A 21,848-nucleotide genomic window follows, 5' to 3' on the forward strand; every position below is an offset into this window, starting at 1 on the left:
CATTAACAAAATCCTCTGGGATATTTATATTCTTTGAAAGTAGCAAACTTGGAAAATGTATTGTATAAACAAATAATCCTAACTAGTGAGATAGATGAACTAAGCGTAAAGATTAAATATTCTTAACAAAAACTTTAAAAAGTATTTGGATAATAACTGAAAATAGTAAATCCCTCGAAATCAAATACTCCAAGAGTTAATCTGTTATTTCTAAGAATTGACTTGCTAGCACTTAAATTTAATTGAGCGCGAAATATATGATACAAGGTTTTTTGCAAATAGGCTTAACGCTGTGTATTGTCATAGCAATCACTCCATTACTCGGTAGATATATAGCGCGTGTCTTCTTGGGAGAAAAAACACTGCTTGATGTTTTAATGAACCCCATAGAGCGAAGTATGTTCGTACTAGCGGGTGTGCGGAGGAAGGATGATATGACGGGTTGGCAGTATATCCGGGCTATACTGTATACCAATATTTTTATGGGTATTTCAGTATATTTGCTGTTATATTTTCAGAGGCTCTTACCCTGGAATCCTAACGGCTTCGGTGCGCCTAGCTGGGATATATTGCTGCACACAACGATTTCATTTGTGACGAATACCGACCAGCAACACTATGCTGGTGAGACAACCTTAAGCTATTTTAGCCAGGTAGCGGCTTTAGGCTTTTTAATGTTCACTTCCGCAGCCACCGGTTTATCTGTGGGAATTGCCTTTATTCGCGGGTTGACGGGTAGAAGACTAGGAAACTTTTATGTCGATCTCGTCCGTGGAATTACGCGAATATTGTTGCCGATTTCGGTTGTTGGAGCGATCGCCTTGCTTGTAGCAGGTGTACCACAAACATTAAAAGAGACTCTGGATCTGAGAACCTTAGAAGGTGGAACGCAATATATAGCCAGAGGCCCGGTGGCATCCTTTGAAATAATCAAACTTTTGGGCGAGAACGGCGGTGGCTTTTTTGGCGTCAACTCAGCACATCCCTTTGAAAATCCCAATGGCGCTTCTAACTTGATAGAAATGATCGCCATGATTTCTATCCCAGCAGCCTTGATTTACACCTACGGTATATTTGCCAACAACATCAAACAAGCTTGGCTACTTTTTTGGATGGTGTTTGTGATTTTTGTCGTCCTGGTGGGAGTGACAGCCGTGGGAGAACTGCAAGGTAATCCCCTTGTTAATAACGCCTTTGGATTAGAACAACCCAATTTAGAGGGGAAAGAAGTTCGATTTGGCTGGGCACAAACGGCATTTTGGGCAGTGATGACTACTGCTACTATGTCTGGTGCTGTGAATGGGATGCACGATTCTTTGATGCCGCAAGGAATATTTTCGACTCTCTTCAACTTGTTTATCCAGGTTATCTGGGGTGGACAGGGAACTGGAACAGCTTACCTATTCATTTACTTAATTCTCACAGTGTTCCTAACTGGATTAATGGCAGGACGCACCCCAGAATTTTTAGGACGCAAGATTGAAAAGCGGGAAATCGTCCTTGCCAGCGTAGTGCTGTTGATTCACCCAATTTTAGTTTTGATTCCCAGTGCGATCGCCTTGGCTTATCCCATCTCTCTATCGGGAATTAGCAACACTGGCTATCACGGCATTTCTCAAGTAGTTTATGAATACGCCTCAGCAGCAGCAAATAATGGCTCTGGCTTAGAAGGGTTGCGGGATAACACCCTGTGGTGGAACTTGAGTACAATAGTTAGCTTAATCGGAGGACGCTACATTCCGATGATTGCCATCCTGTTGTTAGCTGACGGGATGTCTCGCAAACAAGAAGTACAAGAAACCCCTGGTACCTTGAGAACTGATTCTCTGGTATTTACTGGGATCGCGGCTGGAGTGACACTGGTTTTGGGAGTGTTGACTTTCTTTCCCGTTCTAGCTTTAGGCCCCATAGCTGAGGGTTTGAAATTAGCATCTGGCAGTTAGAAAAGTTATGAGTTATAAGTTTGGAATTAAGAGAATACCAATAAAATAAATAAACTATCCGGTTTCGTAGGGGAGCCAGTGCTTTGTGGTGTTAACGTAACGGTAGCGACTATGCGTAGCCTCACCCTTACCCCTACGGGGAAGCTACGCGTAGCGTCTCCGACTGGAGAAGGGCGTTGTGTTAGCGATAGCGTAATGCACCTTCATCAGACGGTGCGTTATTAAGGCACCGTACTGGCGTGGCAAGACTAAATTTATGTATTTAGTTAGATTTACGGTTTTGTGGGGCTAAAACGCTACTACGAGCCTTTAGCTATCACACCATTTTAGTCTTGCCACGCTACTACAGGTTAGATATTTTTTTATTAGAAGTTCCTGATAACTCCTAACTCCTCACTTTATCTATGAATCAAGTGGCAACTAACTCCAAAGCTAGACGCCCAAGTTCTCGTCATGGCGATCGCCGCCAAGCACGTAAAAAGGCTAGGGCAAGTAATAAGTGGCTGTATTTAAGAGCAATTAGAGATGCTTTTGTCAAGCTCAACCCTAAGTATGCAATCAAAAACCCAGTGATGTTTGTGGTGTGGGTAGGGACAATCATCACCCTATTGCTAACGATCGATCCCAACCTATTTGGCCCAGCCCTCCAAAAGAATCCGCAACTTTTCAACGGCTTATTGTCGGGGATTTTATTCTTTACAGTTTGGTTTGCCAATTTTGCCGAAGCAGTGGCAGAAGGACGGGGTAAAGCCCAAGCCAATGCCTTGCGATTGACCAAATCAGAGGCGATCGCTAAAAAACTTGCTCCCGACGGTACACTTAGTGAAGTTTCATCCACCAGCCTCAAACAGGGCGATACCATCTACGTCGTTGCTGGCGATATCATCCCCGCCGATGGCGAAGTAATCATGGGTGTAGCCTCAGTAGATGAATCGGCAATTACTGGGGAATCCGCAGCAGTATTAAAAGAATCAGGCTCCGACGTTGCTAGTTCCGTCACTGGTGGGACGCGGATTATCTCAGATGAACTAATTATCCGCATCACATCTGACGCAGGCAAAGGCTTTATTGACCGGATGATTGCCTTGGTAGAAGGGGCAGAACGTAGCAAAACACCTAATGAAATTGCCTTAACGGTATTGCTGGCAGTTCTGAGCTTAGTGTTTTTGTTAGTCGTGGTAACTTTGCCCGCCCTTGCTTACTATGTCAACAGTCCAGTCAGCGTGCCAATTTTGATTGCCCTGTTAGTGGCGTTAATTCCTACGACTATTGGCGGCTTACTAAGTACCATCGGCATTGCTGGTATGGATCGAGTTGCCCAATTTAACGTCATTGCCACTTCCGGACGAGCCGTAGAAGCTTGTGGTGATGTCAACACTTTAGTTCTCGATAAGACAGGTACAATTACTCTCGGCAACCGTTTGGCGGAAGAGTTTATTCCGATCGACGGTCATTCAATATCAGAAATTGCTAATGTTGCCTGGGCGGCTAGCGTCTTTGACAATACACCAGAAGGTAAATCCATTGTCCGACTGGCAGAAAAGTTAGGCGCACAGTTTGATTTTGACTCCAGTCAGGCAGAAGGAGTCGAATTTTCCGCCAAAACACGCATGAGCGGTACAAACTTGCCTGGTGGGTATGAGGCCAGGAAGGGAGCAGTAGATGCCATTAAAGGATTTGTCCGTTCCCGCAACGGACGCGATACGCCAGAATTGGATGCTGCCTACGAACGAGTTTCTCGTCTGGGAGGTACACCTCTAGCAGTCAGCCTAGATAACGAAATCTATGGGATTGTTTATCTCAAAGATATAGTTAAACCTGGTATCCGCGATCGCTTTGAGCAACTGCGACGGATGGGAGTGCATACCATCATGCTAACTGGAGACAACCGAATTACAGCTTCTGTCATTGCCAAAGAAGCAGGCGTTGATGACTTCATTGCCGAAGCCACGCCAGAAGACAAAATCAGCGTCATTAAAAACGAACAAGCAGCAGGCAAACTGGTTGCCATGACTGGAGATGGGACTAACGATGCTCCAGCTTTAGCCCAAGCTAACGTCGGCGTCGCGATGAATACAGGGACGCAAGCTGCAAAAGAAGCCGCCAATATGGTCGATTTAGACTCCGATCCCACAAAGCTGATCGATATAATTAGCATTGGCAAACAATTGTTGATTACTCGCGGGGCATTGACGACATTTTCCATCGCTAATGATATTGCTAAATATTTTGCAATTATCCCAGTGATATTTGTCGCTGCTAACCTGCAAAGCCTGAATATTATGAATTTGACTAGCCCTAAGTCTGCTGTACTATCAGCACTGATTTATAATGCTTTGATTATTCCCGCTTTGATTCCCTTGGCATTGAAGGGTGTGCGGTTTAGACCGCTGACAGCTAATCAGCTACTCCAACGCAATATTTTAATTTATGGCTTAGGTGGAGTGATTGCGCCATTTATTGCCATTAAGTTGATCGATATGCTGATTACAGTTGTAGGCTTGGCTTAAGAACAGCAAAAGTAGAGATGCTGCGAAACGAGGTATCTTGACTAAAGTAAAGTAATAAACATTTTTATCTTTTTATTTTTACTTTTACCTGTTGAGAGAGGGAACAAGAAGAATATAAATAAACATGGTTTTTACTCAGTACTGCTTTGGCAATGTCCTTTGTTTGGTCGCAATGGCGTAAACAACACCTATCACTCGCTATTTTTATTCTGCTGTGCTTGAATTTGGTAGTTGCCCAGTTGTTTATGCTGTTGCTAACTGCACCCTTCAACGTCCTACTGCGTGGGCAAAAGAATTAAAAATTAAAAAAAATTAAAAACTAAATTTTAGGAGCAATTGGAAAACTTTTTATGACTATTATTCGAGAAACTATCAGAGCAATTTTTATAACTCTGATGCTTTGGTTGTTGACTGGAATCATCTATCCTCTGGCAATCCTGGTAGTGGGTCAAGTTTTTTTGCCCTATCAAGCTAATGGCAGCATCACGCTGAATCTAAATAAAGAACCAATTGGTTCGGCTTTGATTGGTCAGGTGTTCACATCCGATCGATATTTTCATTCTCGCCCCAGTACTGTTAGATATAGCCAAGGCAAAAAAGCCAAGCCAACTGGCATATCTGGAGCCAGCAATCTCGCTGCTAGCAATCCAGAGCTACTCAACCGGATTCTAGAACAGGCAAATCAATTGCGAGACGAAAATCTTCAACCAATCGCTGATATAATTTATACTTCTGGTTCTGGTTTAGATCCGCATATCTCCGTCAAAGCAGCACAGCAGCAATTGACGCGGGTTGCTGGTGCGCGGGGAGTAAAAGAAAATGAGATCCTACGTTTAATTAATAAGTATACTGATGACAGATTTTTATGGATTTTTGGCGAGCCGGGAGTCAATGTTCTCCGATTGAATTATGCTCTTGACTTGCAAGATATTAACCGTCAGCAAAATCAATAAATGGGGAGTAGCGAGTTAGGAGTTAGGAATAAATAGATAACTTTTTCGTTGCTCTCTACGCCTCTACGCGAACCATAAGATTCTTGTTTTCAAATATTCATGCAAGAGGTCTAATGTCAGATAATAATGCTGGTTCGGCTGGCAGTCCAATAAATTCTGCAAGTTACTCGCTTTTTCCGGCACGACGGCGGGGCAAGCATAAAATATTTATTGGCATGGCTCCTGGAGTAGGCAAAACCTACCGGATGCTGGAAGAAGGACACGCACTTAAACAGGAAGGAATTGATGTCATCGTTGGGCTTTTAGAAACCCACGGACGCAAGGAGACAGCTGAGAAGGCAGAGGGACTGGAAATTTTACCCCGGAAGCAATATCCTCGCGGTGAGTTGACGCTAACGGATATGGATACAGATACTATTTTAAAGCGATCGCCCCAATTAGCCTTAATCGATGAACTTGCCCATACAAACGTCCCTGGTTCTCCACGCGAAAAACGCTACGAAGATGTAGAAGTAGTTTTGGCAGCAGGTATTGATGTCTACTCCACAATGAATGTGCAACATTTGGAAAGTCTCAACGATCTAGTAGCCAGGATTACAGGGGTAGTAGTCCGCGAGCGCGTTCCTGACAGGATTCTGGACGATGCGGATGAAATAGTAGTAATAGATGTCACACCGGAAACATTGCAAGAAAGGTTAGTAGAAGGGAAGATTTACGCACCAGAAAAAATCCAACAATCCCTTGATAATTTTTTCCAACGCCGTAACCTGATTGCTTTGCGGGAGTTGGCTTTGCGCGAAGTAGCAGACAACGTAGAAGAAAATGCGATCGCTACTATCCCCAATGGGCAATCTTGTAATATTCACGAGCGGGTTTTGGTGTGCATATCCACCTATCCCAATTCAGTGCAGCTGTTACGCCGGGGTGCGAGGCTGGCTAACTATATGAACGCCCCACTTTATACCTTGTTCGTTGCCGATCCAGAACGCTTCCTGACTAAGGAGGAAAGCTTACACATCCACACTTGTGAAAAATTGTGTAAAGAATTTGAAGGTAATTTTATTCGTGTTACCAACAGTAACGTAGCCAATGCGATCGCTGAAATCGCCGAGAAATATCGGATCACCCAAATTGTAATCGGAGAGAGTCAGCGATCGCGCTGGCAAATGTTCCTCAAAGGATCTTTAACGCAAAAATTGGTGCGCTTGCTCAAAAACATCGATTTGCATATTATTGCCAGCGAGAAAATGGTTTCACCCAAATAGGGAATCAAATTTCCCCAAAAACCTCAGAAGTAAAGCTTCCATGCAAACCATAGGGGATATGATGCTTGAGATGTAGGCGAGCAATTTCTCCTTTAGAGAAATCACTAGCATCCAAAATTACCAAATCTGAGCGGTGGTGGGCAGCATCATAAACCAAAGCTAATACCCAACCATCATCTTCCTTTTCAGAATCTGGGCGCGGGACAAAAATCGGTTCGCCGACAAAACCACGGGGTGCAGCACTCCAAAATTGTCTTTCTCCAGACTCTAAATCAATTTTTAGCAATGCTTGTAAGGGAGCATTACCAGTTTCTGCATGAGCCGCACCTATATATAGATATCGATAAGAGCGTCCCACATTCGCTGGATGTATGCTGGGAAATTCACAACATCGGCTCTCAATCAATTCCCGCCCGACTGTCCCATCCTTTAGATTCAGACAAAATCGCCAAAGTTGTCCAGGTGAAGAAGCTTCAAAATCAACTTGTCGAAAATCGCTTTTGGGTTCCACTTCTGGTAAATTTTGGTAACAAATGGAGTCAATCAAAAGTTCATCTCCTACCTCGAAAGCATTAACATGGTGGAAGACGAAACCCGACTGAGTTTCCAGAGTTTTTATTTGTTCTTGCCCTTCTTTGGGGAAGCGGGGAATAATTAGAATTTGAGTTGGCTTATTTGTCTGAAATTTGATACATTCTCCCGCCGCACGTATTCCCAAAGCGAAAGGTATGGGATTGAAGGTGACAGGATTTTGAAAGAAGATGCAGTAATTGGGAGTAATAACAAAATCGTGAATGAAACAGAAACCTGGAACGCTATGAGCGTGCTGCCTGATAATTTCACCCTCTGGGTTTAGCTCGAAAATAGTAATTGTGGTAGATAATCCCGGCTTAATCGAGAAATCTACCAGACAAGGTGTGCCCCCATCTTCGTCACAATTGTTTTCCACGCGGGGATGTGCAGCGAAAGCTTCACCTGCTGACAAAGCACCATTAAAATATTCATTTCCCAGCGTTTCAAGAGTATAAGGATCGAGGCGATATGGTTCCGCCGCTTCCCACATTGCTAGTAGTTTCCCACCCCAATAGATAACATTTGTATTGGCGATATTTTTGAGGTTGAAGTCAAACATGTTAGCTAGCCAACCGCCAGGTTTTTGAGTGCCAAAAGTACCGCGATAGAGAATTTTTCCCGCCTTTTGCTCTGCTAAATAGCCAGTTGTGCGGACAAAGCGGTTGCGAAAATGGGCACGACCATTGGTAAAGGTAAATTTGCTAATCATCCCATCCCCATCAAACGGGTGATGAAGAAGTTGCCCATTCACATCCAGTAAACCAGGGCCATTTCTAAATAGCGTACCTTGTAACTCTGTGGGAATTTGCCCTTCTATATCATCAATCCAATAATCAAACTCTTGGGTTAGAGATTGATATCCCCCTTGCCAGTCTGCACGGGTGTAGGATTTTTCTGTAACTGGGGTTTCTTGACTTTTCAAACGCATATACTTTGTTGTTTGTTGTTATTTTGCACAAAAATTTTTAGCCGCTCAAAATAATTTATTTGCAGCTTTACTACACCAGTAGCTACAACGGCAAGGCAGCGCACTGGCTGGATTTGGCGTGAAATTTATTACACTATTCCACTATTTCTGACTCTGGTTCTCTCAGTACCAATTCAGACATCAAATCTGGCAAAAACGGTTGTTCTCCATCTTTCGGTGTCTCAGTTTGCTCTTCAGCAGCAGGTAGCCAGTTGATAAATGGTAGGGGTAACAGCGTGCTGAGGTTAGTAATTAGCACCAATAGCCAAAGTGATTCAAAGTTCGTTGCGGTAATCCCCAGCCAATACGTGATTAATGCTCCGAATGCATGGGAAACCGTTCCTGCTGAATTAAACACCGACATTAACAAGGCAAATAATGTCGCTTCCACACCAGAGGGACAAAGCCTTGCTGCTAGAACCATCACTTGCATAAAGGCAATTTTCCCCATCACAGTCAGAATCAGACTATCACCCAAACTAAACCAGCGATCATCTATACCTAAGCGCCTGTTTGTGTGAGTCACCAACAACAGCATCGTCATCCCCAAAAGTGACGAAAGGACAGTACTCCAAGCAAAAATCACGCGAAAAGGGATGCTTTTAAGGAAACGTTGAAAAATCCAAACGCCTGCTAAAGAAGCGAAACTTGTCACCAAGTGTACCCGCCCCAAAAATTCTGGTTCAAAGTGGAGTTCGTTGGTAGAGAAATAGAAAAAGGCTGACTCAGCATTTGGGGTAGCTTGCCAGATGAAGATAAACGCCGTTGGTAGCCAAATACTTTTTTGGCTAATGGCTTGGCGTAGCTGCCCCAGTTGATGTTTGATTGGTAAAGGGTTGGTGTGATTACTATCTTCAGCATCTTTGCTAACGGGGGACTCAGCAATTAACCAAGCTACCCCTGAGACGATGAGAGGGAATAAGGCGGTAATTCCAAAGACAGTACGGGTAGTAAAATATTGCAGTAGCAGACCGCTAAAGTATGCTGTTATCAAACCTCCGATCGCAGAAGCACCCCAGCACAGAGATTGTAATGAGCCGGCTTTTGCTTGCGATTCGCCTCTAACTCGTTCCACAACCAGCGAGTCAACTATGACATCACTCATGGCGACACTAAGAGAACCAAGAGCGATCGCTAATGTAGCTGCCCAGCTAGTATGAACTATTGTGGCCAGACTCGCCCAAGAAGCAGTTCCCAGTATCCCGGATAAAATCAAGTAAGGACGCCGACGATAGCCAAATATAGGCAAACCATCAGAGATAAAACCAAACACTGGCTTAATCATCCAAGGTAGGAAGACAATTCCCAATAGCGCCGACACCTCCACTGGACTCAGCAGGAGTTCATCTTTGAGGAAAAAGCTAACGGCTAGACGCGATAATCCTAAAATTCCTTGGACAAAGTAAACGGTGAGAATTGCAATTAACTCCGCATTAGGTTCATTACCCAAGAAGATTTTTTGTGTTAATGAGTCTTTGACCTTGGACAAGCCAGATGATTGAAGCACCATTCGATAAATATTTTTTAAGTTTTATCTACTTGTCTATCATATCGATTCTTAAAACCTGGGCTTTAGGATCGCTTCTATCCCAAGTTAAGCCTGTAGGCTGAGTAATGCCAACATCTCCAACCTGAAGCAGCAGGCAATCCAGACATTGTTTAAGTGTTGTAAAGTTGCTGCTCATAAGGGACTTCCAACTAAAAAAATATCCCATCCCTGCGGGACGCTACGCCTAGCAAGATCCCCAAAGGGGTACGCATTTAGGGCAGGGGGCACTTAGCTGGGGGAGGAACAGTCGTGTTGAGTTCAGAAATTGGGATAATTTATTTTTTGGAGTTCCCTAAAATAAATAGCAAAAAAATTAGGGCAAGTTTACCTAAGTAAGCTCACCCCTAACTTGTATTAATATTTACTTATTGTTATAAATTGTCTTGTTTACAAGTCGCTACACTTATGACAATTGCAAAACTGACTTTTTATTGGCTCGACGAGTCATAACTGAAGTAGCGCCCACAAAACCAATTGCCAAAACTCCTAATAGAGAAGAAGACTCAGGAACTGTTGTAACGACATCACCGGTGATACTCTTGTAGCCAGTGGCGATTGTGTGATTATCTGATTCAAAACCAGTTCCGCCAACATTGGTGAATTGGATTTGATCGAAAGTTCCACCTACATCGTAGATGTTGATGAACGCGTAGGGTTCTCCAGTATTTTGATTTTTGAATGTTGAATTAGGATTACCGTAGTAGCTGTCTTTATTTGGTAGATTGGCGATATAACTAACCACATCAGCAGTAGTCATCGAAAAGACAGTCTGACCTTGTGAAAGAAATGTCATTACGTTATTAGCGTCTCCCGCAGACCACCAAAGTCCAAAGTAACTTTGTGGGGTTTGCAAATTGAGAGTGGAAACCTTTTGACCATTACCCGATCTATTCGTGTCTACATCAAAATATTTGTCTTTTCCACCAGCACCACCATATTGGTCTGCATTCACGACCAGAGTATTCTGATAGCTACCAATATTTGTCGATCCCTCATTCCATTGAAAGCCTGTTGAACTGTAACCTTGTGTTTCTCCATCAAAAGTTTCTACATGAGCATTAAGAAGATTTGATAAATTTGCATTTTGTACGCCTGCGTTTTCTATTGTTACCGAAAAATCCGCAGCCATTACAGGATGGGAAAAAGTAGCTAAGGACAAAACAACACCAGAAGCGATCGCGGACTTAATTAAAAGACTTTTCATTTACAAATCCTTTTCGTTTTTTAATCTCTCGTGTTCATAGCCTCATTGTGCGATGTGCTTCTAGATTCCAACATCAGAGAGATTACTACTTTTTTTATTTGATTCTGCCCAAATGAAAAAGTAGGTTCTTAGACTTTCTTTAGAGGATAATCACTGATATTATGTCCTTCGATATCTATTGTTTTATGTAGAAAGCACGAAGTTATCAGTGCAAAATTGTAAACAACCTTTATTTATAAAATCTGCTGTTTTGTCATTTGCAGGCAGTTTATATTTTTAGGGTTATAGATAAAGAAGGCATGAGGCATTAGTGCTATACCCAATCACTTGAAAACCTATGCTTATCCCTTAGCTATTTCCGAAAAAGTCCATAGAGCATCTATTTTTTATTTTAAGATAAAAAAATTGTAAAGCTAGCTCGTGCATGTTAAAGATTTGTATTTTTGGCTGGTGTGATTACTAAAGATAAGGAACAGCCTTTGAGAACCCTGTTTCCCGCTCGATAGAAATAGATTCGCAGTCATTACTATTGATTTGGATATTCTTCCCTTGCTCTGCCGACTCGTCTTGCTCCAGTTAACTATGCCACCTTAGTTTTTTTGACATAGGTAGTAACATGAATTAAACTACCTCTTGCAATCAACAAAAGAATCTTTATCAATGCATCCGACCGAAGAAGCTGCTGTCACTACTCGCGTTATCGGTTTAATCAGTGGCACATCCGTAGATGGCATAGACGCTGTGTTGGTAGATATCTCCGGTAGAGAATTGGATCTCAAAATTGAGTTGATAGCCGGGGCAATATATCCCTATCCAGCCGAACTCAGAGAAAGAATATTGGCAGTTGGCGCAGGCATTGCCATATCAATGGCAGAATTGGCAGAAATAGATGATGCGATCGCCATTGTCTTTGCCCAAGCCGCCCAAAATATTCAAATTGGTCATCAGCCAGCCACTCTCATTGGCTCCCACGGTCAGACAGTTTATCATCGACCACCTACGGATAGGGAAATGGGAAACAAAACCACTCCCTATTCCCCATTAGGTTACAGTCTCCAACTAGGGCGCGGTGCATTAATTGCCCATCTTACGGGCATTACTACTGTAAGCAACTTCCGCGTTGCTGATATCGCTATTGGTGGTCATGGTGCGCCTCTGGTGCCCAGAGTAGATGCCTATTTACTCAGTCATCCTGAAGAAGGGCGTTGTATTCAAAACATTGGTGGTATTGGTAATGTTGCTTATATTCCGCCTCGATATGGCGACTGGCTCTCAAAAATTCGCGCTTGGGATACTGGCCCAGGAAATAGTCTATTGGATCTGGCGGTGGAGCATTTAAGCGCTGGTGCTAAAACTTACGATGAAGATGGCAATTGGGCAGCGAGTGGTACTCCTTGCCAACCTTTGGTAGAACAATGGCTCAACCAAGACTATTTTCATCTGCCGCCACCTAAATCCACTGGTCGAGAGTTATTTGGTGTAGCTTACCTGCATCAGTGTTTAAAAGATGCTCAAGCATACCAACTCAATGCTGCCGACGTACTCGCAACTCTCACAGAACTTACCGCTGCTTCAATTGTTCATAGTTACCGCACTTTTTTGCCGGAAATGCCACAACGGGTACTATTATGTGGCGGTGGTAGTCGCAATCTCTATTTGAAACAAAGATTACAGTTGTTGTTAACATCAATACCAGTCTGGACTACAGATAAAGTGGGCTTGAGTGCAGATTTTAAAGAAGCGATCGCCTTTGCAGTTTTAGCCTACTGGCGAAATTTGGGTATTCCTGGTAACCTACCTACTGCCACAGGGGCACCTCAAGAAGTGCTTTTGGGAGAAATTTTCCAACATTAGAACTCAGCATTCAGCACTCGCAACTCAGCACTGCTATAACTGTAGTCTTGGCGGCACTCGATCGAGACAGGGAATATAGAAGGTGGCTCATACTTTTTTATTGGAACCAGGACGCTGGGCAATGCAAGGAAATTGGCTGGAACGTAATGGTATGCCAATCAGCGTCAAGGGTATGACCTTGGTAGCTTGGAATCGAGATAACTGGTTTACTATGGCCACAAAACTGATATTTCCTGGTAGCGATCGCTCCGAAATCTTTCTACAATACAAAGGGCGTCTACATGAAGGAGAGCGTCAATATACTTTTTTACTACAACATAATCTTTTGGGGCAGGTTGAAGGTGAGGGCTGGATTGGTTTAGATACTATTGTGCAGCGTTACTGGGTACTAGGCGATCGTCAGCGTCGTAGTGGCTTTGAAACCCTGCACCGAATTTCGGAAAATACATATTATCTCAGTAGTGGTATTTTGGCTGGTCATTTTTTAACTAACACGATGGAAGCTAGTTTGGAGCGTCAGTCAACCTAAGCGCTGTACATCTAGGCCAGAAGGCGACCGATCAAAGAATTCTGCCAACGCACTGGTTTCCCAACCTTCAACGTCTAATGTTCTGACCTTAAGGAGTCATCGTTTATTCTTACCCACCAACTGAATTGTATATAGCAATCCGAATTAAGGGACTTCCAAATTAAAAATATCCCATCGCTTTTAGGACACTTAGCTGGGCGAGGAAAAGTCGGTTTGATTCCAAAAATTGGATAAATTATTTTTTGGAGTTCTTTAAATCGTGAGAGAATAGGAGATAAAAATAACTGTTTTTCACTTTTTCAGCTTTTTCGTCTCTACCAATGATTTAGGATTGCTATAGTAAAACATAAATTATCAAGTTATCGTCAGGATTTTAGCATTCTTACCTAACCATGTAATTTGGAGTTTAGTTTCGTGAATCCTAAAGTCTCTGTGATTATTCCTGCTTACAATACTGAAGCTTATATTGCCAAGGCAATAGAGTCAGTCTTAGAGCAAACGCTCACTGATATTGAAGTTATCATAGTCGATGATGGTTCAAATGATAAAACTGTAGAAGTCGCTAAAAGTTTTACTGACCAACGTCTTAAAGTGATAGTTAATCAACAAAACCTTGGGGTTTCCGCAGCGCGTAATCGTGCCCTCAGAGTAGCCCAAGGAGAATGGATTGCTGTTCTTGATTCAGATGATTGGTATGCTCCTGAAAGATTAGAAAAACTTGTTTTACTGGCAGAGAAAACAAATGCAGACATGATTGCTGACGATCTTTATTTAATCAAAGATGGTGCAACATCTCCTTGGAGTACATTGATTCAAGAAAGTGGAGAACATCTAGATATAGATAAAGTTATCCCAATTGATATTGTTTATTTTGTAGAAACTGATGTTTATGGAGAAGTAGGGTTGCATCTTGGTTTAAGCAAGCCTATATTCAAACGAGAATTTCTGGTTAAGCACGGCATTGAGTACGATGAAACCATAAGCATAGCTGAGGACTTTTGGCTTGATATGAAATGCTTAATCAATGGCGCTCGCTTTTTTCTTGTGCCAAAACCCTCTTATTTTTATCGCTCACGCCCTATTTCTCTTGTAGGTCAAAGCATATTGTCACGTCTAAATCAATGCTGCATAGCTACTAATTCTTTCATTCAACAAGAGGTTGTGAAAAAAAATCCAGCTTTAATGCGTGCTCTGTCTTATAATCTTGCAGCCTTTAAGAAAAATCTAGCTTACTTTAAAGTTATAGTGCCTATCAAGCAAGGAAAATGGTTAACAGCATTAACAGAAATGGTGAAAAATCCGTACTTTTTTTATGTTTTTCTTTCCCGATTTAAAAGTATTATCGAACGCCGAATTGAATACTATGTGATGGGTAATAAATCAGCTTTTCACATGTCTTATAACCTAAACAAAAAACGAAAAACTACCAATTAATTGCTAAAAGAATCTAAATTGAATTGGGAGAAAATAAATATTTATAAGCTTTTCAGGGTTTTTGTGTATCACAAATCATTTAGGATTGCCATATCACAACTTTTTCAATAAATAATAATATGAGCCTGAAGGTTAAACAACTGGTCAGGCAATAAGTATCTGTCATTATCCCTACTTACAAAACAAAGGCAAAGGACAGCCTTGCTGGAGGTAGAAGGAAAATGCCGCTCGAGCAAAACTTTAGTTGTGGGTCATTGACCACTAAAATAACAGTTATAAATTCTAATAAGCTAGAGCATTATTTACGAGGCATGAGGGCTTGGATCTGATAAAATCTGCCCAACCCGGCTTCATGTCGCCCCCTCAGGCTTTATTGATATTCAAAACTCCGCACTCTTTACCTAGTTCTCAGAACTCTGTGGTGAATGTGGTGCTCTCTAATTAAGGTTTTTGGCAAAGCCTAGAGTTATCTATTTAGTCAAAATTGGGCAAAATAAAATTACACCACAATGAAAGTGCAAAATGGTACAAAGCGTCATTATAAATCTACCCTTTCTGCTTGTTTTATCTGGTATGTTGCACCAGTTGTAATAACTGTCTCGGTTGCAACCTGCCAGATCGTGGTTTCAATCCTCTCAAAGAGGACTGAAAGAAGCTAGTATAGCACCGCCTAAATAAAGCAACGATTGGAAATCACTGAAAAGCTTACCCTGTAAGCCTTTTGGCTTCCGAATTCTACCTTGCGGTACGAGCCTAGAAAGTCATTTCTGGGCGCAATAGTCAGATATCAGTTTGAATGCACTTTTCCTCCCAAACACTTACAACCTGCTTTTGGATTCAAATTTTCTATGTCAGACCCTAACATTGGTCGCTTACTCAGCAAACGCTACCAACTCCAGGAGTTAATCGGTACTGGAGCAATGGGTCGGGTTTATCGTGCTAAAGATACTTTGTTGGGAGGTGTACCTGTTGCGGTTAAGTTTCTGGCTCTATCAATCCAAAATGAAAAGATGCGATTGCAAGATCGCTTTGAGCGAGAAGCAAAAACCTGTGCTTTACTAGGGCAAAAAAGCATCCACATTGTCCGAGTTATGGATTATGGCGTAGATGACAATGACACCCCGTTCTACGTCATGGAATACCTACAAGGGCAAAGCCTGAACAATATTATTCGCAAGCAACGGCTGCCTTTACCAAGATTCCTGAGTATGGCGCGTCAACTCTGTCTGGGGTTACAGTGCGCTCATGATGGCATCCCAGTTGAGGGCACTATTTGCCCAATTATCCATCGCGATGTCAAGCCAAGCAATATGCTGGTGATTCAAGATCCCAGCTTCGGAGAATTGGTCAAGGTTCTAGATTTTGGTATTGCTAAGTTATTACAGTCAGATGGCGACCACACAAAATTCTATTTGGGGACATTGGCTTATTCTTCTCCCGAACAGATGGAGGGTAAAGAATTAGACAACCGTGCTGATATTTATAGTTTGGGCGTGATGATGTTTGAGATGCTCACAGGTAAAATGCCACTAGTGGCACCAACTCATTCTTTTGGAGCATGGTATAAAACACATCATTATCAAAAACCACGTTCTTTTGCTGAGGTTGCGCCCGGATTAGAACTACCAAAAGAAATCGAAAATTTGGTGATGAGTTGTCTAGCTAAAGTAGCACGCGATCGCCCCCAAAGTATCACCGAAATCCTCAGAGTTTTAGCATCTCTAGAAAAGCCTGAGCATACACGCAAAATTAAGCAGGACTTCCATGCGCTAGTTCCTGCTACTACAGCGAACAATGAGCTTGAACAAAAGACAAAAGCCGATTTGCGGGTATCCTGGTCAAACGATGAAATCGCTCGTGCTATTTCCTGGCCCCAAAATAAACCAATTGCCGATATTGTGTTTCCCCAATCCATTCATACCAATGGGGAGGTTTTACCAGCTCTGTGGGTGATGCTACCGCAAGAAGAAATTCAAAAGCGCTTACTCTGTACCCGCTATAACCAATTTCTTTTCATCTCTGTTCCTCATCCCATGCTGCTATGGATTACTGTCATCTACAACCACAAACATGGCGCTAAATGGTTACCTTATTACCTCGATCTCAAAACCAGTCTTGGTCAAGAAATTGCTCGCTTACTACAGAATGCAGGTTACTACCGCCTGTTGTTCTTTGCACGAGAAACACCAAATCGCTGTACCCATATCTTACTTTCCAGTGTCGCTTTAGCCCAGCGCCAACGACTGCAAGAGTGGGTCGCAATGAGCAACACGATGATGTCCTCTGCCGACCCGCAAATCAGTAAAAGCTTACTCAAAAGCGAGTACGAAAAGATTAAGCCTCAAATTCTGGCAAAACTGGAAAGTATTGATACAGATTCTCCATACGATCTTTCCAGCTAAAAATAATTTCTTAATATTACGTGTTTTAGATGCACTAAGGGGTGGTCACTCAAAGAATGTAAAGTTTTATAAACAAAATATATATAAAGATGTAAGTTCTAGTTATATGTATAAAGAGTGAAAAAACTAGCTGCAAAATCACGGCTATCTAAATTCTCTCTCAATCTTTCTGTGTATATATTCCGAGGGATTGTAAATTTACGCAGGTTAATCAGCACACTAGACGAAGCAAAAGGAAGTCAGGCTAAAGCAAACAGTAGATTTGTCCTACAAAATCAAAGTAAGTCTAGACTCTAACAGATGTGTCGTCGCCAAGTTTACTTATTGTTAGTTTTTTGAGTTGAATTTTTGTCCGGTCTTTGCGGAATTGGTTATCGAAGTTGACGCCCCGACATCCCCAGCTCTTTTCCTCCTTGGAACCAAGCAAGAGAAGGAGGTCGCCCACTGCGACAGTAGAACGACTCTATGCCATAGTGGAACCGGAATCTAAGCCCCACTGGTGCTTAAGAAGTTCTTGATAAGTTGCCTCGCGCACTACCATTTGCTCATAGAGCTTGACCAAAAAGTCTTTAGCTTGGTCGTGGCTCATGTTTTGCACCTGAGTAGCAAATGAGCAAATGCTGAATTGCTGTTCCAAAGATAGTTTCATTGGTTGGTTCATAATTAACTCCGAAAAAAAAGCGTAAAGATGACATCGCCCACAGAAGTCCAAATGGGATAATATTTGGACTTGTAGCTGTCCAACATTTGTTCCTCTGTATTAAGAAAGATAACAACTGTTTGACAGATTGCCCACATCCTAAGTGTGGACTTTTTCTGCTCTAATATCTTGCACCTAATCCTACTGATATACCACCCAAGTCTGCCGAGCCATATTCCGGAAAATAGGCTCTATTTGCCCTCAGATGAAGTGTAAGTACTTCCCTGACTGCTTCCTGCTTTACGCAACTAACTCTTCTTTGAGGAGAAGATCGGGTGCGATCCTTAACCCTCGATAGTTTTTCTGAAATAGAGAAACTAAGATGCTGTCTCCCTTAGGATGTAGGAAGCTTAGGAGGGTAAGAATTTTAAAGAGGTTGGGAAATGAATGGTAATAAGCGTGAATTATAGTCGCTCTACCTTATTACGTGCAAGATGTCAATTTACCAATTTATGCAAATTCAGCCTCCTTAAGTCACTTTGGAGGCTAAAAGTATTTGTATCAAATTGTAAAAAAGAAAAATGCTCACGCTGAACAAATTGCTGAGTATATCTACCGCATTTGTCATTTGTTTCAAGTTACTAAGCATCGACCAATGACTTTTTAATCAAGTGAGACGATGACAACTGTGATGTTATCGTGCCCTCCGTGCTCTTTGGCAGCCTCAACTAGAGAGATGGCGGCTTTATCAACCCAAGGAGTGTCTTGGAGGCAGCTAGCAATCTTCTGTTCCACAAGTTCTTCTGTGAGACCATCACTACATAACAGCAAGCGATCGCCAGCTTTCACATCCACTGGTTGCACATCAATCTGATGCAAGTCTTCACGTCCCAAACAGCGGGATAAGACATGGCGAAAAGGATGTAAACGTGCTTCATCTAAGGTGATGTCACCAATTTTGATTGCCCGTGCGACCCAAGTGTGGTCTTCCGTTACCTGTTTTAATTGCGACTCTCGGAAGCGATATAGCCGGGAATCGCCAACATGAGCACACCAGGGCGGTTCTGGGGAGCGAAATATTACTGCTACAACCGTTGTACCCATGTCAGCGCGTTCGGGATGATGTTGCTGATCCTGCAAAATCGCTTCATTGGCACCCCATAAAGCTTGCTCTAGCAATTCTTGAGAAGATTTAGAAGATTGCCAATTTGCCACCAAATACGCCTGAATTTCCTTAGTGGCAATCCGACTTGCTTCCTCACCTCCCGCATGACCGCCCATTCCATCGGCGACAACAAAAAACCGCCCTTCTGGGTCGATATAGTAAGCATCCTGATTATTAGAACGAATAAGTCCCGGATCGCTAAAACCCGTGAAATTAAGTTTCATAAATTTTTTAACAACAATTAATACATACGATCGTAACGGTCAAGGCGTAAAAGTAGTCTGATCAGGATCACTGAAAGCGCTGCTGCAATTAAACCAGGCACTAATGCCCACCATGCATAATTGGTAACCACTAAGATCGTAGCTGAAAGTGTGAAACCACTGATTAACAGAGCATAGCTTATTGAGAGCTGAATACTACTCTGTCGGCGCAACAAGCGTTCAGTTTCGATAGACCGAACACGCAGGCGCATGTCTCCCCGTTCTAGCTTCTCTAGGGTATCCTCTAGCCTACGTGGTAGACCAAACGCGGTACTACTTACCTGAGCTGCTTGGCGACTTAATTCGTTAATAAAGCTATTCCCCTCAGAACCATTCATATCGGTCATAAGCTGCATTGCATATGGTTTGGCAACTTCCATAAAGTTAAACTCTGGATCTAAGCCTTTGCCTACCCCCTCCAGGGTAGAAAAAGCTCGCATCACAAAAGTGAAGGTTGCAGGAAATCTAAATGGCTGATTATAAGCTATTTCATAAAGGTCGTCACTAATTGCCGCGACCGATTGATTTTCAAAGGGCTTATCCATGAAATGATCCAGCATGTACTGGACGGAACGCCGGACTGGGCCCATGTCATCGGTTGGGGCGATCGCACCTAACTCGATCAGAGACTGAACAACGCGATCGCCATCTTTTTGGGCGATGCCAAACAGTGTTTGCATCAATCCTTCGCGGATGTTGGACTTAATCCGCCCCATCATGCCGAAATCGTAGAATATTAGAGCACCAGTTGCACTAACGGCAATATTACCTGGGTGAGGATCGGCGTGGAAAAAGCCACTATTGAGCAATTGTAGTAAGTAGGCTTGAGCGCCTTGACGAGCGATCGCCTTTCGATCTAAACCTGCTGCTTCTAAAGCTTCGTATTGGCTAATTTTTATTCCAGGGAGATATTCCAAAGTCAGCACTCTGGAAGTGGCGTAACGCCAGTATACTTTTGGGACGTTCACCCAATCGTAGCCGCGAAAGTTACGGCGAAAAGTATCGGCGTTACGACCTTCGTTGAGATAATCAATTTCTTCCCAAAGAATGCGGCAACACTCTTCGTAAATACCCAACCAATCTCGCCCCCGTCCCCACTTGGGATGGTTTTGAAAGTAGCGGGTAATTCCCTTGAGAATTTGTAAATCTATTTCAAATAACTTCTTTAGTCCAGGACGTTGTACCTTGACGACAACCAATTCCCCACTATGGAGCACGGCTTTGTGTACTTGCCCCAAGCTAGCAGCAGCTAAGGGAATAGGTTCAAAATTATGGAATAGTTCAGGAATTTTCTTGCCTAGTTCTTTCTCAATGGTCGCTTCTACTTGCTCATAGCTAAATGCCGGTACTTTGTCTTGTAACTTCGCTAGTTCCTCAACATATTCACCAGGGAATATATCAGCACGGGTAGAAAACAGTTGCCCAACTTTAATGAAAGTTGGCCCTAAATCCAGTAGAGTATTGCGAATCCACACCGCTTGGGTTTTGCGTCTTGCAGCTTGTTTTACCTCAGTCACACCACCCGGATAACTCCAAGATTTGTTGTATAGCCAAAGTTTGAACAATAAGGTCAAGACAAAAGACCAAATGTCCACAAAACGCCGTCTGCTAGAGTAGTTTTCCCGATTCCAACGGTATGCCTTATCTGAATAACCTTGTTCCATATGCTTTGTGTACCGTTGGTTTGCAACCGAATCACCTGAAAGAAAAGACACTCTGATTCCTAAACTGTTTTTGATAAAATGCCATTTGTCTTTTGTCCTTTGTCATTTGTGAGCCACTGCGGTCTTGGGGTCTCCCCAAGTGAAGCACGTGGCGTCATTTGTACATAATTTTTGACCAATGACTAATGACCAATGACTAAATTTATGCAGAAGTTCTGCGATAATGTTGCAATTCTGTCCGTAACAGGGCAATTTCTGCTCGCAATTCATCAATATCTGCTTGTACGTCACCCGATTCAGAATTGGGTTGTCCACTACCTGTGGTAGATTTACCAGCATTAGTAGCTTCTGCTGCCCGATTTGCCCGCTCCAGGACTTCTTCTGTAAACTGGCGCAACTGCTCTCTAGCTTCTGCATCAAATTTGCCCAGATCGCTCAAAGCATCGGTCAAGGCGACCTCTAAACGCTCATTAACGACTTCAGCTACTGCTCTGCCTACGAAAAAGGCTTGTACTAGTGGGTTACTCATAAATTTTTGTTACGTTGATCCGCAAGAGAATTATAACTTGCCTGTATGCTTTACGGCTTCTGCTGGGGAGTTAGAGATTTGGCGTTGCTGATGGCTAAATTTGGTTGAGTAGAAAAAATCTTTGATGAAATTCTATGAAATACGACAATCTTTGGGGAGGTACAAGAAGTAGCTATTGGCTGCCAGCATTTTCTCTTCCCTTACTCCACTGGGTAAAACCTTTTCTACCTTTTTTGGGATTACCAGATTTTATACTCAAGCAGCCGCTAATTTTAGAGCAAATTTATACTCAAGCAGTACTTGAGTATCAAACCGCAAGAGGAACGCAGGATTTGTCAGGGAAAGACTATGACCAGGTTATCAAGGAAGTAGTAACAATCGCTTCTCAACGTTAAAAACGCGAT

At 42.7% G+C, this 21,848-nt stretch carries 17 protein-coding genes; 9 read left to right on the top strand and 8 right to left on the bottom strand.

Features of this window, described 5'->3' with window-relative positions:
• Window positions 1-257: 257 nt before the first annotated feature.
• From kdpA to V7L01_RS01680, 4 genes are all read left to right on the top strand, one after another.
• Complete coding sequence (gene kdpA / locus V7L01_RS01665; RefSeq protein ID WP_335031311.1) at window positions 258-1,943, top strand: potassium-transporting ATPase subunit KdpA; 1,686 nt, start codon at window positions 258-260, stop codon at window positions 1,941-1,943.
• 404 nt (window positions 1,944-2,347) lie between these two features.
• Complete coding sequence (gene kdpB, locus V7L01_RS01670; RefSeq protein ID WP_335031313.1) at window positions 2,348-4,453, top strand: potassium-transporting ATPase subunit KdpB; 2,106 nt, start codon at window positions 2,348-2,350, stop codon at window positions 4,451-4,453.
• Between the two features lie 350 nt (window positions 4,454-4,803).
• On the top strand, window positions 4,804-5,406 hold the full coding sequence (gene kdpC / locus V7L01_RS01675) for a K(+)-transporting ATPase subunit C (protein ID WP_335031315.1): 603 nt from the start codon (window positions 4,804-4,806) through the stop codon (window positions 5,404-5,406).
• Between the two features lie 113 nt (window positions 5,407-5,519).
• Window positions 5,520-6,671 (top strand): universal stress protein, encoded by a 1,152-nt coding sequence (locus tag V7L01_RS01680; protein WP_335031317.1) that lies wholly within the window; start codon window positions 5,520-5,522, stop codon window positions 6,669-6,671.
• Window positions 6,672-6,675: 4 nt separating this feature from the next.
• Here the strand turns inward: V7L01_RS01680 and V7L01_RS01685 are convergent, their stop codons facing one another.
• The 4 genes from V7L01_RS01685 to V7L01_RS01700 form a co-directional block, all read right to left on the bottom strand.
• Window positions 6,676-8,172 carry a carotenoid oxygenase family protein gene (locus V7L01_RS01685; protein WP_335031319.1) on the bottom strand — a complete coding sequence of 499 codons (1,497 nt, stop codon included), beginning with the start codon at window positions 8,170-8,172 and terminating at the stop codon, window positions 6,676-6,678.
• A gap of 133 nt (window positions 8,173-8,305) precedes the next feature.
• A complete protein-coding gene (locus tag V7L01_RS01690; RefSeq protein WP_335031321.1) occupies window positions 8,306-9,721 on the bottom strand; it encodes a folate/biopterin family MFS transporter in 1,416 nt (471 codons plus the stop codon).
• 25 nt (window positions 9,722-9,746) lie between these two features.
• Window positions 9,747-9,896 carry a hypothetical protein gene (locus tag V7L01_RS01695; RefSeq protein ID WP_335031323.1) on the bottom strand — a complete coding sequence of 50 codons (150 nt, stop codon included), beginning with the start codon at window positions 9,894-9,896 and terminating at the stop codon, window positions 9,747-9,749.
• Window positions 9,897-10,163: 267 nt separating this feature from the next.
• The gene (locus tag V7L01_RS01700; protein WP_335031325.1) at window positions 10,164-10,964 is read right to left on the bottom strand and encodes an Npun_F0296 family exosortase-dependent surface protein; all 801 of its coding nucleotides are present in this window, start codon (window positions 10,962-10,964) and stop codon (window positions 10,164-10,166) included.
• Window positions 10,965-11,624: 660 nt separating this feature from the next.
• Between V7L01_RS01700 and V7L01_RS01705 the strand changes: the two genes are divergently transcribed.
• From V7L01_RS01705 to V7L01_RS01720, 4 genes are all read left to right on the top strand, one after another.
• A complete protein-coding gene (locus V7L01_RS01705) occupies window positions 11,625-12,818 on the top strand; it encodes an anhydro-N-acetylmuramic acid kinase (RefSeq protein ID WP_335031327.1) in 1,194 nt (397 codons plus the stop codon).
• A gap of 82 nt (window positions 12,819-12,900) precedes the next feature.
• Complete coding sequence (locus V7L01_RS01710; RefSeq protein ID WP_335031329.1) at window positions 12,901-13,347, top strand: hypothetical protein; 447 nt, start codon at window positions 12,901-12,903, stop codon at window positions 13,345-13,347.
• Between the two features lie 414 nt (window positions 13,348-13,761).
• Complete coding sequence (locus V7L01_RS01715; protein WP_335031331.1) at window positions 13,762-14,781, top strand: glycosyltransferase family 2 protein; 1,020 nt, start codon at window positions 13,762-13,764, stop codon at window positions 14,779-14,781.
• 848 nt (window positions 14,782-15,629) lie between these two features.
• Entirely contained in the window at window positions 15,630-17,183 is a 1,554-nt protein-coding gene (locus V7L01_RS01720) for a serine/threonine-protein kinase (protein ID WP_335031333.1), read from the top strand.
• A gap of 463 nt (window positions 17,184-17,646) precedes the next feature.
• On the opposite strand, the gene V7L01_RS01725 is transcribed toward V7L01_RS01720, so the two are convergent.
• The 4 genes from V7L01_RS01725 to V7L01_RS01740 form a co-directional block, all read right to left on the bottom strand.
• Window positions 17,647-17,844: an NblA/ycf18 family protein gene (locus V7L01_RS01725; protein WP_041565841.1), complete on the bottom strand. Its 198-nt coding sequence runs from the start codon at window positions 17,842-17,844 to the stop codon at window positions 17,647-17,649.
• Between the two features lie 642 nt (window positions 17,845-18,486).
• Window positions 18,487-19,212, bottom strand: coding sequence for a Stp1/IreP family PP2C-type Ser/Thr phosphatase (locus V7L01_RS01730; protein ID WP_335031335.1), 726 nt, complete (start codon window positions 19,210-19,212; stop codon window positions 18,487-18,489).
• 17 nt (window positions 19,213-19,229) lie between these two features.
• A complete protein-coding gene (locus tag V7L01_RS01735) occupies window positions 19,230-20,915 on the bottom strand; it encodes an ABC1 kinase family protein (RefSeq protein WP_335031377.1) in 1,686 nt (561 codons plus the stop codon).
• Between the two features lie 202 nt (window positions 20,916-21,117).
• Window positions 21,118-21,444, bottom strand: coding sequence for a DUF6825 family protein (locus V7L01_RS01740; RefSeq protein ID WP_335031337.1), 327 nt, complete (start codon window positions 21,442-21,444; stop codon window positions 21,118-21,120).
• Between the two features lie 134 nt (window positions 21,445-21,578).
• On the opposite strand from V7L01_RS01740, the gene V7L01_RS01745 reads away from it, so the two are divergent.
• Window positions 21,579-21,839, top strand: coding sequence for a hypothetical protein (locus V7L01_RS01745; protein WP_335031339.1), 261 nt, complete (start codon window positions 21,579-21,581; stop codon window positions 21,837-21,839).
• Window positions 21,840-21,848: the final 9 nt, after the last annotated feature.

The sequence above is a fragment of the Nostoc sp. genome, from assembly GCF_036917095.1.
Classification (GTDB): domain Bacteria; phylum Cyanobacteriota; class Cyanobacteriia; order Cyanobacteriales; family Nostocaceae; genus Nostoc.

Bases quoted from the DNA above. Each gene is read 5' to 3' on its own strand.
- kdpA (WP_335031311.1), top strand. From the start codon at position 258: ATGATACAAGGTTTTTTGCAAATAGGCTTAACGCTGTGTATTGTCATA.
- kdpB (WP_335031313.1), top strand. From the start codon at position 2,348: ATGAATCAAGTGGCAACTAACTCCAAAGCTAGACGCCCAAGTTCTCGT.
- kdpC (WP_335031315.1), top strand. From the start codon at position 4,804: ATGACTATTATTCGAGAAACTATCAGAGCAATTTTTATAACTCTGATG.
- V7L01_RS01680 (WP_335031317.1), top strand. From the start codon at position 5,520: ATGTCAGATAATAATGCTGGTTCGGCTGGCAGTCCAATAAATTCTGCA.
- V7L01_RS01685 (WP_335031319.1), bottom strand. From the start codon at position 8,172: ATGCGTTTGAAAAGTCAAGAAACCCCAGTTACAGAAAAATCCTACACC.
- V7L01_RS01690 (WP_335031321.1), bottom strand. From the start codon at position 9,721: ATGGTGCTTCAATCATCTGGCTTGTCCAAGGTCAAAGACTCATTAACA.
- V7L01_RS01695 (WP_335031323.1), bottom strand. From the start codon at position 9,896: ATGAGCAGCAACTTTACAACACTTAAACAATGTCTGGATTGCCTGCTG.
- V7L01_RS01700 (WP_335031325.1), bottom strand. From the start codon at position 10,964: ATGAAAAGTCTTTTAATTAAGTCCGCGATCGCTTCTGGTGTTGTTTTG.
- V7L01_RS01705 (WP_335031327.1), top strand. From the start codon at position 11,625: ATGCATCCGACCGAAGAAGCTGCTGTCACTACTCGCGTTATCGGTTTA.
- V7L01_RS01720 (WP_335031333.1), top strand. From the start codon at position 15,630: ATGTCAGACCCTAACATTGGTCGCTTACTCAGCAAACGCTACCAACTC.
- V7L01_RS01725 (WP_041565841.1), bottom strand. From the start codon at position 17,844: ATGAACCAACCAATGAAACTATCTTTGGAACAGCAATTCAGCATTTGC.
- V7L01_RS01730 (WP_335031335.1), bottom strand. From the start codon at position 19,212: ATGAAACTTAATTTCACGGGTTTTAGCGATCCGGGACTTATTCGTTCT.
- V7L01_RS01735 (WP_335031377.1), bottom strand. From the start codon at position 20,915: ATGGAACAAGGTTATTCAGATAAGGCATACCGTTGGAATCGGGAAAAC.
- V7L01_RS01740 (WP_335031337.1), bottom strand. From the start codon at position 21,444: ATGAGTAACCCACTAGTACAAGCCTTTTTCGTAGGCAGAGCAGTAGCT.
- V7L01_RS01745 (WP_335031339.1), top strand. From the start codon at position 21,579: ATGAAATACGACAATCTTTGGGGAGGTACAAGAAGTAGCTATTGGCTG.